12 protein-coding genes and 3 pseudogenes are annotated in these 14,112 nt (G+C 72.1%); 10 read left to right on the forward strand and 5 right to left on the reverse strand.

Annotation, left to right across the window (positions count from 1 at the left end):
• The 5 genes from ACIQVZ_RS38830 to ACIQVZ_RS38850 all read left to right on the forward strand — a co-directional run.
• The coding region (locus ACIQVZ_RS38830; protein WP_402456846.1) for an amino acid adenylation domain-containing protein at positions 1 to 3,126 on the forward strand (3,126 nt) is incomplete at its 5' end.
• A 3-nt stretch (positions 3,127 to 3,129) separates the two neighbouring features.
• Positions 3,130 to 3,345 (forward strand): MbtH family protein, encoded by a 216-nt coding sequence (locus ACIQVZ_RS38835; RefSeq protein WP_402456847.1) that lies wholly within the window; start codon positions 3,130 to 3,132, stop codon positions 3,343 to 3,345.
• A 10-nt stretch (positions 3,346 to 3,355) separates the two neighbouring features.
• On the forward strand, positions 3,356 to 4,621 hold the full coding sequence (locus ACIQVZ_RS38840; RefSeq protein ID WP_402456849.1) for a cytochrome P450: 1,266 nt from the start codon (positions 3,356 to 3,358) through the stop codon (positions 4,619 to 4,621).
• Between the two features lie 38 nt (positions 4,622 to 4,659).
• On the forward strand, positions 4,660 to 5,403 hold the full coding sequence (locus ACIQVZ_RS38845) for an SRPBCC domain-containing protein (RefSeq protein ID WP_350886921.1): 744 nt from the start codon (positions 4,660 to 4,662) through the stop codon (positions 5,401 to 5,403).
• Between the two features lie 7 nt (positions 5,404 to 5,410).
• Positions 5,411 to 5,611 carry a hypothetical protein gene (locus ACIQVZ_RS38850; protein ID WP_402456851.1) on the forward strand — a complete coding sequence of 67 codons (201 nt, stop codon included), beginning with the start codon at positions 5,411 to 5,413 and terminating at the stop codon, positions 5,609 to 5,611.
• 64 nt (positions 5,612 to 5,675) lie between these two features.
• Here the strand turns inward: ACIQVZ_RS38850 and ACIQVZ_RS38855 are convergent, their stop codons facing one another.
• The 3 genes and pseudogenes from ACIQVZ_RS38855 to ACIQVZ_RS38865 form a co-directional block, all read right to left on the reverse strand.
• Entirely contained in the window at positions 5,676 to 7,763 is a 2,088-nt protein-coding gene (locus tag ACIQVZ_RS38855; RefSeq protein WP_402456853.1) for an alkyl/aryl-sulfatase, read from the reverse strand.
• Between the two features lie 603 nt (positions 7,764 to 8,366).
• On the reverse strand, positions 8,367 to 8,615 hold the full coding sequence (locus ACIQVZ_RS38860) for a DUF5302 domain-containing protein (RefSeq protein ID WP_350886936.1): 249 nt from the start codon (positions 8,613 to 8,615) through the stop codon (positions 8,367 to 8,369).
• 99 nt (positions 8,616 to 8,714) lie between these two features.
• Positions 8,715 to 9,197: pseudogene (locus ACIQVZ_RS38865) on the reverse strand (helicase associated domain-containing protein); the annotation flags it as partial.
• Between the two features lie 94 nt (positions 9,198 to 9,291).
• Here ACIQVZ_RS38865 and ACIQVZ_RS38870 point away from each other — a divergent pair.
• Together ACIQVZ_RS38870 and ACIQVZ_RS38875 are read left to right on the forward strand one after the other, a co-directional pair.
• A complete protein-coding gene (locus ACIQVZ_RS38870; protein ID WP_402456855.1) occupies positions 9,292 to 10,494 on the forward strand; it encodes a hypothetical protein in 1,203 nt (400 codons plus the stop codon).
• A 407-nt stretch (positions 10,495 to 10,901) separates the two neighbouring features.
• Positions 10,902 to 11,297: a hypothetical protein gene (locus ACIQVZ_RS38875; protein WP_402456856.1), complete on the forward strand. Its 396-nt coding sequence runs from the start codon at positions 10,902 to 10,904 to the stop codon at positions 11,295 to 11,297.
• Positions 11,298 to 11,615: 318 nt separating this feature from the next.
• Here the strand turns inward: ACIQVZ_RS38875 and ACIQVZ_RS38880 are convergent.
• Positions 11,616 to 11,738: pseudogene (locus tag ACIQVZ_RS38880) on the reverse strand (IS5/IS1182 family transposase); the annotation flags it as partial.
• 161 nt (positions 11,739 to 11,899) lie between these two features.
• On the opposite strand from ACIQVZ_RS38880, the gene ACIQVZ_RS38885 reads away from it, so the two are divergent.
• The gene (locus ACIQVZ_RS38885; protein ID WP_402456858.1) at positions 11,900 to 12,223 is read left to right on the forward strand and encodes a hypothetical protein; all 324 of its coding nucleotides are present in this window, start codon (positions 11,900 to 11,902) and stop codon (positions 12,221 to 12,223) included.
• Between the two features lie 82 nt (positions 12,224 to 12,305).
• On the opposite strand, the pseudogene ACIQVZ_RS38890 reads toward ACIQVZ_RS38885, so the two are convergent.
• Positions 12,306 to 12,500: pseudogene (locus ACIQVZ_RS38890) on the reverse strand (phytanoyl-CoA dioxygenase family protein); the annotation flags it as partial.
• A 9-nt stretch (positions 12,501 to 12,509) separates the two neighbouring features.
• Here ACIQVZ_RS38890 and ACIQVZ_RS38895 point away from each other — a divergent pair.
• A complete protein-coding gene (locus ACIQVZ_RS38895) occupies positions 12,510 to 13,115 on the forward strand; it encodes a TetR family transcriptional regulator (RefSeq protein ID WP_402456860.1) in 606 nt (201 codons plus the stop codon).
• Positions 13,116 to 13,223: 108 nt separating this feature from the next.
• Positions 13,224 to 13,868, forward strand: coding sequence for a cysteine hydrolase family protein (locus ACIQVZ_RS38900; RefSeq protein WP_402456861.1), 645 nt, complete (start codon positions 13,224 to 13,226; stop codon positions 13,866 to 13,868).
• Positions 13,869 to 14,112: the final 244 nt, after the last annotated feature.

Consider the following 14,112-nt stretch of genomic DNA (forward strand, 5'->3'; position numbering starts at 1 on the left):
GTCGGCTTCTTCGTCAACACGCTGGTGCTGCGCACCGACACCGCAGGCGACCCGGGCTTCGCCGAACTCGTCGGCCGGGTGCGGCAGAAGGCGCTCACCGCGTACGACCACCAGGACGTGCCGTTCGAGTACCTGGTCGAGGCCGTCAACCCGGCGCGGTCGCTGGCCCGCCACCCGCTGTTCCAGATCATGCTGGCCCTGCAGAACGCGCCGCTGGGCGAGTTCGCGCTGCCCGGGCTGGAGACCGGCCACCTGGAGGCGCCGACCGGCACCTCCCGGGTCGATCTGACCTTCAGCCTGGCCGAGCAGTACCGCCCGGACGGCGGCCTCGACGGCCTGGTCGGCGCGGTGGAGTACGCGACCGACCTGTTCGACCCGGCCACCGTGGAGCTGCTGTTCGCCCGCTGGGTACGGCTGCTGCGGGCGGCGGTCGCCGACCCGGACCGGCCGATCAGCCGGATCGACGTCCTCTCCGGCGAGGAACGCCACCAGCTGCTGTCCGGATTCATGGGCGTCGCCGCCGAGCTGCCCGGGGCCGCGGTGCCGGAGCTGTTCGCCCGCCAGGTGCGGACCACCCCGGACGCCGTGGCGGTCGTGGCGCGCGGTACCGAGCTGACCTACCGGGAGCTCGACCTGCGGACCAACCGCCTCGCCCGGGCGCTGATCGGCCAGGGCGTGCGGCCGGAGACCCCGGTCGCGGTCATGCTGGAGCGCTCCGCGGACCTGGTCACGGCGATCCTCGCGATCGTCAAGGCGGGCGGCGCCTACGTGCCGCTGGACTCGCGCTTCCCGTCGTCCCGGATCGAGCTGATCCTGCGGGAGACCGGGGCCGCCCTGGTGCTCACCTCGGAGGCGTTGACCGCCCTGCTGCAGGCCGAGTCCGATCCGTCCGAGGTCGAAGTCCCGTGCGACCCGCGGCAGCTGGCGTACGTGATGTACACCTCCGGCTCGACCGGCCGGCCGAAGGGCGTGGCCGTCACCCACCGCGACGTGGTGGGTCACGCGCGGACCCCCGAGTTCCGCGGCGGCGGACACGAGCGGGTGCTGATGCACTCCCCGACGGCCTTCGACCTCTCCACCTACGAGCTGTGGGTGCCGCTGCTCAACGGCGGCCGGGTCGTGGTCGCACCGTCGGAGCAGCTCGACCTCGACCTGCTCCAGCACACGATCACCTCGACCGGGGTGACCGGACTGTGGCTGACGGCCGGACTGTTCCGGCTGGTCGCCGAGGAGCGGCCGCACCTGCTCGCCGGGGTGCGCGAAGTGTGGACCGGCGGCGACGTGGTCTCCCCGGCCGCCGTCGCCCGGGTGCTGGCGGCCTGCCCCGGCATCGAGGTGGTCAACGGCTACGGACCGACCGAGGCCACGACCCTGGCCACCTGCCACCCCGCGCGCACCGTCCCCGAGCAGGCCGCTTCGGTGCCGATCGGCGGGCCGATGGCCAACATGCGCGCCTACGTGCTCGACGACCACCTGCGGCCGGTGGCGACGGGGATGGTCGGCGAGCTCTACCTCGCGGGCGTGGGCGTGGCCCGCGGCTACCTCGGCCGGCCCGGCCTGACGGCGGAGCGCTTCACCGCCGACCCGTACGGGCCGCCCGGAAGGCGGATGTACCGCACCGGCGACCTGGCGTGGTGGCGAGCCGACGGGACGCTGGAGTTCGCCGGACGCGCCGACCACCAGGTCAAGCTGCGCGGCCTGCGGATCGAGCCCGGCGAGATCGAGGCGGTCCTCGCGGGGTGCCCGGGCGTCGCCCAGGCGGCCGTCGTCGCCCGCGAGGACCGGCCGGGCGACAAGCGGCTGGTCGCCTACCTGGTGCCCGCCCCCGAGGGAGCGCCCGAGGCGGGCGAGCTGTCCGGCCGACTGCGCCGCGACCTGCCGGACTACATGGTGCCGGCGGCGTTCGTCACCGTGGACGCCCTGCCGCTGACCGCCAACGGCAAGCTCGACCGGGCTGCCCTGCCCGCCCCCGAGTACGGGGCCTCGGACGCCGGGCGCGGCCCCCGGACGCCGCAGGAGCAACTGCTGTGCGGCCTCTTCGCCGAGATCCTCGGCCGGGAGCAGGTGAGCATCGACGACAACTTCTTCGACCTCGGCGGGCACTCGCTGCTGGCCGCCCGGCTGGCCTCCCGGGTCCGCGAGACCCTCGGCCTGGAGCTGGGCCTGCGGATGCTGTTCGAGGCGCCGACCGTCGCCGGTCTCACCGAACGGCTGCTCATGGACGACCCCGACGACGCGTTGGACGTGGTGCTGCCGCTGCGCTCGACCGGGACGGGCACACCGCTGTTCTGCGTCCACCCCGGCGGCGGCATCAGCTGGTCGTACAGCGGGCTGCTGAACCACGTCGGCCCGCAGCACCCGGTCTACGCGATCCAGGCGCGCGGCCTCGGCCGGCCCGAACCGCTGCCGACGTCCTACGAGGAGATGGCGGCCGACTACGCCGACCAGATCCAGAAGATCCAGCCGGAGGGCCCGTACCTGCTGCTCGGCTGGTCCGCCGGCGGGCTGATCGCCCACGCGCTGGCCTGCGAGCTGCAGTCGCGCGGCGAGCGGACCGCGCTGCTGGCGATCCTCGACGCCTACCCGGTGAAGGACGTGCAGTTCGCGGAGGTGCCGGTGCCCACCGAGCGGGACGTGCTCGTCGGGGTGCTCGACGTCGACCCGGACGAGCTGGGCGACCGGGACATCACCTACGCCGAGATCGCCGAGGTGCTGAACCGGCGGGGCAGCGCGCTGGCCGGCCTGAACGAGCGGCAGGTCGAGGTGATCGTCCAGATCATGATCAACAACGCGAAACTGGCGGTCGACTTCGTCCCCGCGGAGTTCGACGGAGACCTGCTGCTCTTCAACTCCACGATCGACCGGACCGAGGACAACGCCGGGCCCGGGATCTGGCGCCCCTACGTCACCGGCCGGATCGAGTCGCACGAGATCACCACCCGGCACAACCGGATGACCCAACCCGGCTCGCTGGCCCAGATCGGACCGATCCTGGCCGCCAGGCTCGCCGAGGCCGCAGGTGACACCGATCGCGCCGATCGCGCCGATGGCGCCGATGGCGCCGATGGCGCCGATGGCACCGATCGCACCGGTGGCACCACCACCCTTTCCCACCAGGAGGACTGACCCATGACCAACCCGTTCGACGACCAGGACGGCACCTTCCTCGTGCTCGTCAACGACGAGAACCAGCACTCGCTGTGGCCGCAGTTCGCGGACGTCCCCGAGGGCTGGACCATCGTCCACGGCCCCGACACCCACGCCGCCTGCCTGGAGTACGTCGAGCAGTCCTGGACCGACATGCGGCCCAGGAGCCTCGCCGACGCCATGGACGCCCGGAAGTAGCGCGGCCGACGTGACCTCCACCGACACCCTGGGCGGGGCCCGCGGCACCGCGGGCCCCGCCCGGCCCGGCGACCTCGCCGAGCCCCGCGACCTCGCCGCAGACCTGCTCACCCCCGAGGCCCGGCAGGACCCGTACCCGTTCTACGCCCGCATGCGGAGCGGGAGCCCGGTCCACCGCAGCGCCGACGGCGTCTGGTACCTCACCCGGCACGCCGACGTCGAGGCCGCCCTGAGCGACCTGCGCCTGTCCAACGACCGGGACCGGATGACCCGCGCCTGCGTCGCGCTCGGCGGCGACCTGAAGGCCCTCAGCCGGCTCACCGACCGGCTCGGCCGCGTGATGTCCAACACCGACCCGCCGGACCACGCCCGGCTGCGCAAGCTGGCCAACCGCGCGTTCACCGCCCGACGCGTCGAAGCCCTGCGCGACGGCATCCAGCGGATCGTCGACCAGCTGATCGACCGGGCCGTCCAGGCCGGGCCGACCACGGACCTGATCGAGGCGGTCGCCGCCCCGCTGCCGATGTCCGTCGCCTGCGAGCTGTTCGGCATCCCGCCGGAGGACCGCCCGCAGGTCAAGAGCTGGTTCAGCCGCTTCGGCCGGCTGAGCGAGGACATCGACAAGTCGGAGGAGGCGATCGGGCAGTACGAGGAGTACCTCGCCGGCCTCATCCGGCACCGACGGGCCGACCCGGGCGACGACCTGATCAGCGCGCTGGTCGCCACCCAGGCGCAGGACGACCGGCTCACCGACTCCGAACTGCTGTCCACCTGCTTCGTCCTGATCACCGCCGGGGACGAGACCACCGCCAACCTGATCGGCAACGGCACCCTCGCCCTGCTGCGCCACCCCGACCAGCTGGCCCGGCTGCGGGCGGACCCGGGGCTGATCCGCACCGCCGTCGAGGAACTGGCCCGCTACGACACGCCGACCCAGGCGATCGTCCGGGTCGTCGCGCAGGACCTGGAGATCGGCGGGCGGACGCTGCGCGAGGGCGAGCTGGTGTACCTGTTCCTCGGCGCGACCAACCGCGACCCCGAGCGCTTCGCGGACCCCGACCGGCTCGACCTGACCCGCCCCGGCAACCGGCACCTGAGCTTCGGCAACGGCCCGCACTTCTGCCTCGGCGGCCCGCTGGCCAGGCTCCAGACGGAGGTGGCCGTCGGCACGCTGGTCCGCCGGCTGCCCGAACTGCGGCTGGCCGACGGGGCGCCGCTGGAATGGCGGCCCAACCCGCTGCAGCGGCGGCTGAGCGCCCTCCCGGTCACCTACTGACCCACGAACGACTCGACGACGACGAAGGAGAACCGACCATGACCCGAGAGTTCGAGGTCCGCAAGGAGCAGGACCTGCCCGCGACACCCGAACAGGTCTGGGCCGCCGTCGCCACCGGTGCCGGCAACCTCGGCTGGCTGTACCCCATGGAGGTCGAGCCGCGCGTCGGCGGAAAGGTCACCCGGGCCGAGAGCACCGTCGTGGCGTGGGAGCCGCCGCATCACTTCGCCGTCCGGGCGACCGTCGGCGACGAGTTCTCCAACACGCTCAGCTACCGGATCGAGCCGGCCGACGGCGGAACGAGCCACCTGCGGATGGGCATCCACTGGGTCCACGAGGGCGTCTGGGACGAGATCTGGGACAGGAAGGCGGACGTGGCCGAGAAGCACGTCCACTTCTACCAGCACGGCCTCGTCGAGTACCTGCGGCACTTCGCCGGCCGCCCCGCCGTCTACGTCACGGCCCGGCGCCCCGAACCCACCGCCGACCCGGCCGACTTCGCCGCCCTGCGCCGGCGCCTGGGCCTCGCCGAGGACGCGGCCGTCGGGGACCGTTCGACCCTCCACGTCCCGGGCCCGGACGGCGGCCCGCAGGAGGTGGTCGTGGACTGGCTCAGCTCCGACTTCGTCGGCCTGCGCGGCCCGGACGCGCTCTACCGCTTCTTCAACGGCAGCACCTGGAACACGCCGATCTGGCTGGCCCACCACCTGTTCGGCGAGGACGCCGACGAGCAGCGGGCCACCGAGGCGTGGACCGCCTGGCTCAACGACCCCCAAGCCTAGGACCCCGATGCGAACCTCCACGGAAACACTGCTCTACGCCGCCGAACTCGTCGAGGAGAACGGCGCCTACACCCTCGTCGTCCAGGACGTGAGGCAGGGCACCGTCCAGACCACCCCGGTCCCCAGGCCCATGGTGGACAAGCTCCCGACCTTCCTGTCGGCGCTCAGCGCCAAGCTCAACCCCCCACCGGCACGCGGTCGGTGGTAGGCCTTCTCCGGACAAGCACGGGGGCGGGGCCGGGGCGACCTCCCCGACCCCGCCCCCGTGGCCGTCAGTTCTTCGCGGAGTCGGGCCGCGGGGTGACGAGCGGGAAGACCGGGTCGGGGAAGGTCAGGTAGCCGAACACGGTGTCCGGGGCGCTCGGGTCGCCGGTGATCTGGATGCTGGCCTTGTTGACGGCGGCGTCGAAGTTGGACTTGAAGTCCATGCCCGCCAGCACCAGGCTGTTGAAGGTGTCACGGGTCATGGTGATGGTCGCCGCGGGCTTGCCGGCCAGGTCGTAGGTGCCGTCCGCGTAGACCAGCACGCCGTTGCGCAGCACCGTGGTGCCCACGTCGGTTCCGTTCTTCTGGGCCGGGTCGTCGGTCACGTTCCAGCGCAGCACGATCGGGGTGCGCTGCTGGGCGCCGGCGGTGGGGCCGTCGATGCTCTTGGCCATCGCGGCGAAGAACAGCGACAGGTCCATGCTGCGCACCAGGTCGGACGCACCCGACGAGGTGGGCGCCTGGGCGTGGCCGAGCTGGAGCTCCCAGGCGCCGCTGAGGTAGGCGTTGCGCCAGGTGCCGTTCTGCGCGCCGTAGCCCAGCTGGGTCATGGTCTGGGCCTGGAGGGTCTTGGCCTGGGTCAGCGCATCGGCCGGCACCGGGGCGCCGGCGTCGCCGGACGCGAAGATGACGTGGTTGAGCAGTTCGGCGGCCCAGCGGTAGTCGTTCGCGTCGTACGCCTGCTGGGCCAGGGTCACCACGGCGGAGGCACCGCCCATGGCCTTCAGGTAGTTGGCCCCCGCCGGAGTGGGCGGGAGCTTCCACAGGTTGGCCGGGTTGCCGTCGTACCAGCCCATGTAACGCTGGTACACGGCCTTGAAGTTGTGGCTCAGCGAGCCGTAGTACCCCTGCGTGTACCACTGGTCGGCGAGGTTCGGCGGCAGCGCCTGGAGCTTCTCGGCGATCTCGATGCCGGTGTAGCCGGCGTCGATCATCCGCAACGTCTGGTCGTTGAGGTAGCCGTACATGTCGCGCTGGTTGCTGAGGAACTCGATGATGCCCTCGGACACCCAGTGCGGCCAGTGGTGGGAGGCGAACTCGACGTCGCTGTACGGCGCGAAGGCCTGGATCGCCTCGGTGAGGTAGGTCGACCAGACCTGCGCGTCACGCACCTGGGCGCCGCGGATGCTCAGGATGTTGTGCAGGTTGTGGGTGGCGTTCTCCGCCATACACAGGGCCCGGGGCTCGGGGAAGTAGAAGTTCATCTCGGCCGGCGCCTCGGTACCGGGCGTCAGTTGGAAGATCACCGGGACGCCGTCTATGGTCCGCGCGTACAGGCCGTCCCGCCACGGGATCACATAGCCGGACTTCCACTCCGCCTGCGGGGTGGCCCGGCCGTCGCCGATGTTGTCGGTCGGGGGGATCAGCGTCACCTCGCCGGTGGAGACGGTCTGCCCGAGGCCGGTGCCGATCTGCCCGTCCGGGCCCTTGTCCAGGGCCGCGGCGTACATGTACTCGGCGCGCCGGGCCATCGCCGGGCCCGCGTAGACGTTCTCGCTGATGGCGTGTTCGAGGAACCCCGTCGGCGCGTACACCTTGAGGGTGGTCGGCACCTGGTCGTCGAGCTCGGCGAACAGGCCGCGCGAGCCGCCGAAGTGGTCGACGTGGCTGTGGGTGTAGATGAGGGTGGAGATCGGGGTCCGGTCACCGGTGGCGCTCCGGTAGAGCGCCAGGGCGGCCTGGGCGGTCTCGTAGCTGGCGAGCGGGTCGATCACGATCAGCCCGGTGTCGCCGTTGAGGATCGTCATGTTGGACAGGTCGTAGCCGCGGACCTGGTAGATCGTCCGGCCGCCCGCGCTGATGACCTGGAACAGCCCTGCCTGGGAGGCCAGTTGGCCCTGGCGCCAGAGCATCGGGTTGGCACTCGCCGGAGCCTCCTGCCACTCGGTGCCGGCGAGGAACCCGTAGGCAGTGAAGTCCCACACCACCTTGGAGGGGTTGGTGCGCGAGACGATGACGGGGACGTCCGGAGGGGCGATCAGGCCGCGGGTGGCGTCCTCGAAGTCGCTGTTCGGGGACGGCGCGGAGGCGACGGCGGCTCGGTTCTGGGCCGCGATGTACGGGGTCGGCTGGATCGGCTCGGCAGTGCTGGTCATCCACGGCTCCTTGAAAGGCGTTCGATGCTCACCGTGAGCACCGGGTCACGCTAGGCATCCGAACAAGTGACCCGCAAGGCTGCGATCAAGCCAGCGCGGCGTAAATGGAGCCGTTGACTCACCTTGTTCGAAGGGGAGTTGGTCGCATGCGGAGGTCGCACCGAGCGCTGCTGGCACTGGTACCGGCATACGCACGGTGCGCGGTTCGTCACCCGGGCGGGAGCGGTCGTTCGATTCCGCGGCTCGCGAAAATGCCGGTAGCCGCTCCGGACTCCGTTGGCGAGGCGCGCCGCAGCATCGAGATGCTGCTCCAGCGCCAGGTCGACGGAGTGCTGTACGCCGCGATGTACCACCAGGTGGTTCGCCTGCCGGAGAGCCTGCGCTCGACCGGGGCCGGAGTGCGCGACAGCCGCCCGCGCGTGGGCGGCTGTCGCGAGCGGGGCGCTGCGGCGCCCGGCACAGCGACACCTCACCGGTCATCCGGGCCGAAACGTCCGCCGGGCCGGGTGCCCCGGCTCGGGGGCACGCGCACACCCGAACCGGCCCTGTGCCGGCCCTGCCCGTCCCGCCGAGGCCCGGCCGCTCCGGTGCGCACCAGCGCGGTCAGCCGCCGCTCTTGCGGCGGAAGTTGCGCTTGCCGCCCGCTGCGGCGTGCGCGCCGTGGATCTTCGAGTCGCCGTTCGGACCGCCGACCGTGTTCCCGCCCTTGGCGCCGTGCTTGCGCTCCAGCGCGGCGAGGAACCGGGCCTTGACGTCGTCCTGGGCGGCGGCCGCGGGGGCCTCGGCGGCCGGGCCAGCCTCCGGGTTCTCGGGGTTCTCGGGGTTTTCGGGTGACGCTGCGCCGCTGCTCATGCAGGACCTCCTGGTCGGGTGGTGTCGGGTTGATGCCTTCACGGGACACCATGTCATGTCCCAGAACCGGCCACGCCTACCAGGCCCCCCGTGGGCCTCCAGCTGCCCGACCTGCTCGGCGGCGAGCTTGTCCCGGAGGGCCTTCTGGTCGTTCAACCAGGAGCCGAGCGACACGCCATCCTCCTTGTGCGGGCGGGGCGCCTTCGCGTGCCCCTCCCGCTCGACGAACTGCGCGCGGGCCGTCGGCCCTGCTGGAACCGGTCCGTGCGCGAGACTTCGGCCTCGCCTCGGCGGCCTGCTCGGCGGCCACCGGCTCCTGGTCCTCCTCGATGCCGATTGCCGACAGCCGGTCCGGCTCCAGGCCGGGCCAGCCGGCCCGCTGCGCCTCACCCGGCGCCCGAGCTGCTCGTCCTCGAAGACGACGTCATCGGGCAGCTGCGCCGTCGACCCGGCCCTCGGCCCTCGGCCCCCGGCCGCCACCGTCGGGCCGCGGCGTAGGTGCGCTGCCGAGCGATCGGCCGGACCGGGCACCACCACGGGTCGATCTCCTCCAACGCGGGCCCATCGCAGAGCCACGACCACCGGAGACCCACTGGCGACTGTCAGTGTCAGTGGTGCTCCGTACGCTTCCCGTACACGGCCCGTCCTGGGACGGGACTTCGGCGGGGGAGGGGCGATGGCGGTGCGCAGGCCGGTCGACGGCGAGGTGCGTGTCCACTACGGGCAGATCTACGTCGAGAGCGATCCCGACAGCTTCGGCCCCGGCCTCGCGGAGGCGTTCGTGGGCCAGAGCGCGGGGCTGTGCGGTGCCGCGATACCCGGTGCGCTCTGGCTGACGACCGGGCTGCACACGGGCGGTGTCGGGTTCACCGTCGAGGTGCACGATGAGGCGCCGCCGCTGGATCCGGCCTGGGAGGACGTCGTCGAGGTCTCGTTCCGCCCGGTGTCGGACGAGAGCAGGCTGGTGCAGTGGGCGGGCGAGGCCGTTTGGGAGCTGGACCTGGAGGAGACCGACTACCGGGTGCGGTACTGCGCACACGGCATGGACGAGGGACGGCGGCGGGACACCAGAGCCCAGGACGAGCCGCAGGCGGACCGGTACCTCCTGCAGTTCTGGCCCGTCCCGCCCGAGCCGGACCGCGTCGTTCGCCAGACCACCGAGTCCGCGGCCTACTGGCACGACTACGCCCGTCGGCTCCCGCCCCCGCCCACTCCCGAGGAGCGCGCGGAGACCGAGCGTCGGGCCCGGCACGCGCAGGAGGAGGCCGAACGGCAACGGCAGGCGGCCTACGAGCGGTGGCAGTGGGGAGGGACGGTACCGAGCGAGGCCCTGCGCCGTGTCGGCGGCAACGTCCATGGCCTGCTGGCCTTCGACGCGCCCCTGGTGCATGCGCTGGACGCCGCGGGCCCGCAGGTCCAGCGGGAGGCAGCACTGCTCGCCGCTCGGCGCGCGTGTACGGCGGCAGGCCTCACCGACCTCGACTGGGTCGCCGCCGCGCTCACCGCCCTCACCGACGGCGGTCCACTGCCGCCGCCGCTCGACGATCCCACGCGCATGTGGGAGACCCTGAGCTCCGATCCGCGCGCTCCCCGCCGCACGGTCGGCCCGGCGGTCCCGCCCGAGAAGGCCCGGTTCGAACCGCCGGTCACGCCCGGGGAGGAACGACCCGTGATCGTCTTCACAACAGGCACCGTCCCGGCGTCCGGCCCGCCGCAGCGGATGTCGCAGTCGCACATGGCCCTCCCCACGCTGCTCGCCGCCGCCGAGGCGGATCCGCTCCGGGCAGCCGTGGACGCCGTGTTCGCGGGCGTGGCCACATACGGGGAGGACTACCGGACCCTGCTGGAGGAGGTCTGGTCGGCCGTCAGCGGGCGGTGACGGGCGGGACCAAGGCCGGGCCGCAGACGTACCTCCTTGGACACTTGAGATGACATCTCATTTGGTCGGCTGAGTAGGCTGCGGGTGTGACGATCGTGGAGCGTCTCGTGCCGGACGAGTGGTGGGAGTTGTTCCCGTTGGTGGTGCCGGAGGCGCCGACTCGGCCGCAGGGCGGGGGCCGGTGGCGCTACGGGGACCGGGCGGTACTGGCGGCGATCGTCACTGGTCGAGGTGCGTGGTCGGCTCGGTGAACATGCAGGCCCTGGAAAGGGGGAGCTGACGGGTCCGAATCCTGTCGGTCGGGGCAAGTACGGGTCGAAGATCCATCACTCGGCGGGACGCCATCCGCCGCACACCAGCCCAGCTGACCTCTCGGCTTCTCGGAAGCTTCTTGGCATCATCTCGGCATGACCCCGACCCTTCCCCGCACCGTCCGAGCCGTCGACACCGCTCAGCTTCTGGACCTGGCCCAAGAGGCCGCCACGCACAGCTTCAGCCAGCGGCTCCCCGTCGACTGGCTCCGGGAGCACCTCGCCGCAGATGCGACGCACTACCTGTTCCCGACACTCGTGCAGCGGCTCACACACCGGCCTGAGACGCCGCTGCAGTGGAGGTGCCAGCAACTGCTGACCGTCAGCACCGGCGAACAGATCTGGGGTCTGCTCGACGTCCTTCCCGACACCTTCGACAAGATCTCGGAGACCTTGGACACGGGGTCCAAGAAGGACATCGTCAGCCGCATCGAGCGAGCAGTGACGGTGCGTGAGTGGATGGAACGGATGGCTGCCGATGCAGGTTCGTGATGTCCCGGACTGGAGGTGCTGGCAGATGTGAAGCGGCAAGCTTTCGGGTCAGCCCCGGCACCGCCACGGCGGGCCGGGGCTGACCCGTGTCGGCGTGCGTTGTCACCGGCGAATCCGCGTGCCTGATCGTGGTGGTACGCCCCAGGACATGGACGTTCGTCGGCGCTGCGGTAGCCGAGGACCACGCTGGTGCGGGTCGTCTCTCTCCGGTGTTGGGACCGACGGTGTGGAAGACGGTGCCGTCGAAGAGCAGGATGCCGCCGGCGGGGACCGGGATGGGGGCGGCCCAGGAGCTGTCCGGTCGATCACGTGTGGCCGGATGGCGAGGGCTGCTGCGGTGACGGTGCCGAGGTAGACGTAGCCGCGCTTGTCGTAGCGAGTCGCGACAGCTCGCGAGTTCTTCAGTCTGTTGATGGCCCGTTCGACGGTGTTGCGTTTCTTGACCTGCGACTCTGCCACAGCCGGACAGCGTGCGATCTGGTTCCGGACAGCGGCGATCTGGATCGAACACTTTCCGCCGGACCGTCACCAGGCCGCCCGCCTGGCGCGATGCTTGGCCCGGCACGGTCAGCGGCGTGCCACACCACACACCGGGAGGGCCGATGCTGAACACGCTCTGGCACGCCGAGCTCAAGCACATCCTGGAAGAGGGCTTCAGGGAGCTGCGCAGCGACAACGCGAGCCTGCGCGCCGAACACACCGCGCTGCGCACCGAGTTCACGGCCGCCGTCGCCGGGAAACTGCAGGAGGTCCGCGACGAGCTGCGACGGACCGTGGAACGCGATCGCAAGGAACTGCTCGAGGCCCGCCAGGAGATCCGGGACCTGCGCCGGCAGCTGGACGACGCCCGTGCCGACCACCCGGCACCGCAGGCGGGCGCCCCCGACCAGGACCCGGATCCGCCACCCCACGCCGGCAGTCGGTGAGATCGGCGAGTTCGGGGTGCTCGTCCATCCAGGTGCCGCCGCCGTCGGGCTGCGGGACGCCGACGTACGGCGCGCGGTGGGAGCCCGGCACGATCCAGGTGCAGCCGGTCTCCACGGTCGCCTCCTCGACGTACACGACGGCGGTGAGCAGGCCGCGGGTGGGCTGGAGGATGTCGCGGTGCAGCCGCACCTGGTGCGCCCCGGGGGTCTTGCGCGGATTGCGCCCGGCCGGGCCTCTCCCGTCCGGATACCAACTGGCGGGTTGGTGACTTCCTATGCTGGTCCCATGGCATGGGACACCGAGAAGACCAAGAGGCTGCTGCTCGACGCGGCCGTGGACGAGTTCGCCGCGTACGGGCCCGAGAGGGCGAGGATCGACCGCATCGCGGCTGCGGCCGGGGTCAACAAGGAGCGGATCTACCCCTACTTCGGGGGCAAGGCGCAGTTGTTCGAGGCGGTGGTCCAGCGGGAGCTGGAACAGCTCGCCGCCGCCGTGCCGATGGAGGAGGCGGACGGGCGGACGGTGGAGCTCCCGGAGTACGCCGGCCGGGTGTTCGACTACCACCTCGCCCATCCGCACCTGCTGCGCCTGCTGCAGTGGGAGGCGCTGTGCGGCGACGCGGGGGTTCCGGTCGCGGGTGAGGAGCGGCGGGCGGCCTACTACGCGGGGAAGGTCGCGGCCGTCTCCCGTGCGCGTGGAGAAGGGGCGGATCCGGTACGGGACGGGGCGGCTCCTCGGCCGGAGGAGCTGCTGTACGCCGTGGTGGCGTTGGCGGGCTGGCAGTTCGCGGTGCCGCAGCTCGCCCGGATGATCCTCGGCGGGGCGGCCGTCGAGGATCGGGGCGCCCGGCGGGCCGCCGTGGTGGAGATGGTCCGCAGACTCGGCCTCTGACCCGAACCGGCCCCATCTCCAACTCGCCAGTTGGAGATGGGGCCGATTCGGGCTAGTGTCCAACTCGCCAGTTGGAAACCCTTCCGCAAGGAGCCGACCATGCCGGTCATGTCCGCACGCCCCGCCGCCGCCCTCGTCCTCATCGAGTTCCAGCGCGAGTGGCTCGACCCCGAGCACGGCCGCCTCAACCACCTCGTCGAGGACCGTGGCCTGCTCGACACCGCCGTCCGTGGCGCGGCCGCCGCACTGGCCGCCGCCCGCGCGCACGGCGTCCCCGTCGTACACGTGCCGCTCGTCCTCACTCCCGGTGCGCCGGAACTGGAGAGCTGGACCCCGGCGCGGCTCGGCCTGCGCGCGGCGATCCCGAAGGCCGGCACCTGGATCCAGGGCAGCACCGGTGTCGCCTTCGCCGAGGCGTTCCGGCCCGTCCCCGGCGAACCGGTCGTGCGCGGCCGGGCCGGGGCGAGCGCCTTCGCCGGCTCGTCCGACTTCGACCTGATCCTGCGCCGACTCGGCGTCACCGACCTGTACCTGGCAGGCTTCGCCACCCACGTGTGCGTCGAATCCACCCTGCGCGAGGCCCACGACCGCGGCTACACCGCGCACGTCATCCACGACGCTTGTGCGGCCTTCACCCGAGGCCAGCAGGATCACGTCCGCGAGCACGTGATTCACCACTTCGGCGCCGAGACCGACGCCGCCGCCTTCGCCGCCTCACTTCACACCGCGATCCCCGCGAACGAACCGCGGTGAGATCGGTCAGGAATCGGAGACAGGCCGCGGACCGCGGGCCTTCGTCGTACACCCCGCCGTCCCGGTTCGCCCAGGCCGAGGCGGTCGTCCGCACCTTGTTCCCGATACCCAGGGATGCCGCGCGATGACCGGCGGCACCCGCTCTGGTCCGAACTCCGCCGCGCCCCGGCTGGCACTGGCCCTGTGCAGTGGCCGGCCCGCGCCCGCAGGCCGGGACCTGGGCCGCCCGGTCCTCGGTTCCCTG

This window comes from Kitasatospora sp. NPDC098663 (genome assembly GCF_044760075.1).
Classification (GTDB): domain Bacteria; phylum Actinomycetota; class Actinomycetes; order Streptomycetales; family Streptomycetaceae; genus Kitasatospora.

What these genes read in the sequence shown, in the direction of transcription:
- ACIQVZ_RS38835 (WP_402456847.1), top strand. Translation starts at nt 3,130, where the DNA reads ATGACCAACCCGTTCGACGACCAGGACGGCACCTTCCTCGTGCTCGTC.
- ACIQVZ_RS38845 (WP_350886921.1), top strand. Translation starts at nt 4,660, where the DNA reads ATGACCCGAGAGTTCGAGGTCCGCAAGGAGCAGGACCTGCCCGCGACA.
- ACIQVZ_RS38850 (WP_402456851.1), top strand. Translation starts at nt 5,411, where the DNA reads ATGCGAACCTCCACGGAAACACTGCTCTACGCCGCCGAACTCGTCGAG.
- ACIQVZ_RS38855 (WP_402456853.1), bottom strand. Translation starts at nt 7,763, where the DNA reads ATGACCAGCACTGCCGAGCCGATCCAGCCGACCCCGTACATCGCGGCC.
- ACIQVZ_RS38860 (WP_350886936.1), bottom strand. Translation starts at nt 8,615, where the DNA reads ATGAGCAGCGGCGCAGCGTCACCCGAAAACCCCGAGAACCCCGAGAAC.
- ACIQVZ_RS38870 (WP_402456855.1), top strand. Translation starts at nt 9,292, where the DNA reads ATGGCGGTGCGCAGGCCGGTCGACGGCGAGGTGCGTGTCCACTACGGG.
- ACIQVZ_RS38875 (WP_402456856.1), top strand. Translation starts at nt 10,902, where the DNA reads ATGACCCCGACCCTTCCCCGCACCGTCCGAGCCGTCGACACCGCTCAG.
- ACIQVZ_RS38885 (WP_402456858.1), top strand. Translation starts at nt 11,900, where the DNA reads ATGCTGAACACGCTCTGGCACGCCGAGCTCAAGCACATCCTGGAAGAG.
- ACIQVZ_RS38895 (WP_402456860.1), top strand. Translation starts at nt 12,510, where the DNA reads ATGGCATGGGACACCGAGAAGACCAAGAGGCTGCTGCTCGACGCGGCC.
- ACIQVZ_RS38900 (WP_402456861.1), top strand. Translation starts at nt 13,224, where the DNA reads ATGTCCGCACGCCCCGCCGCCGCCCTCGTCCTCATCGAGTTCCAGCGC.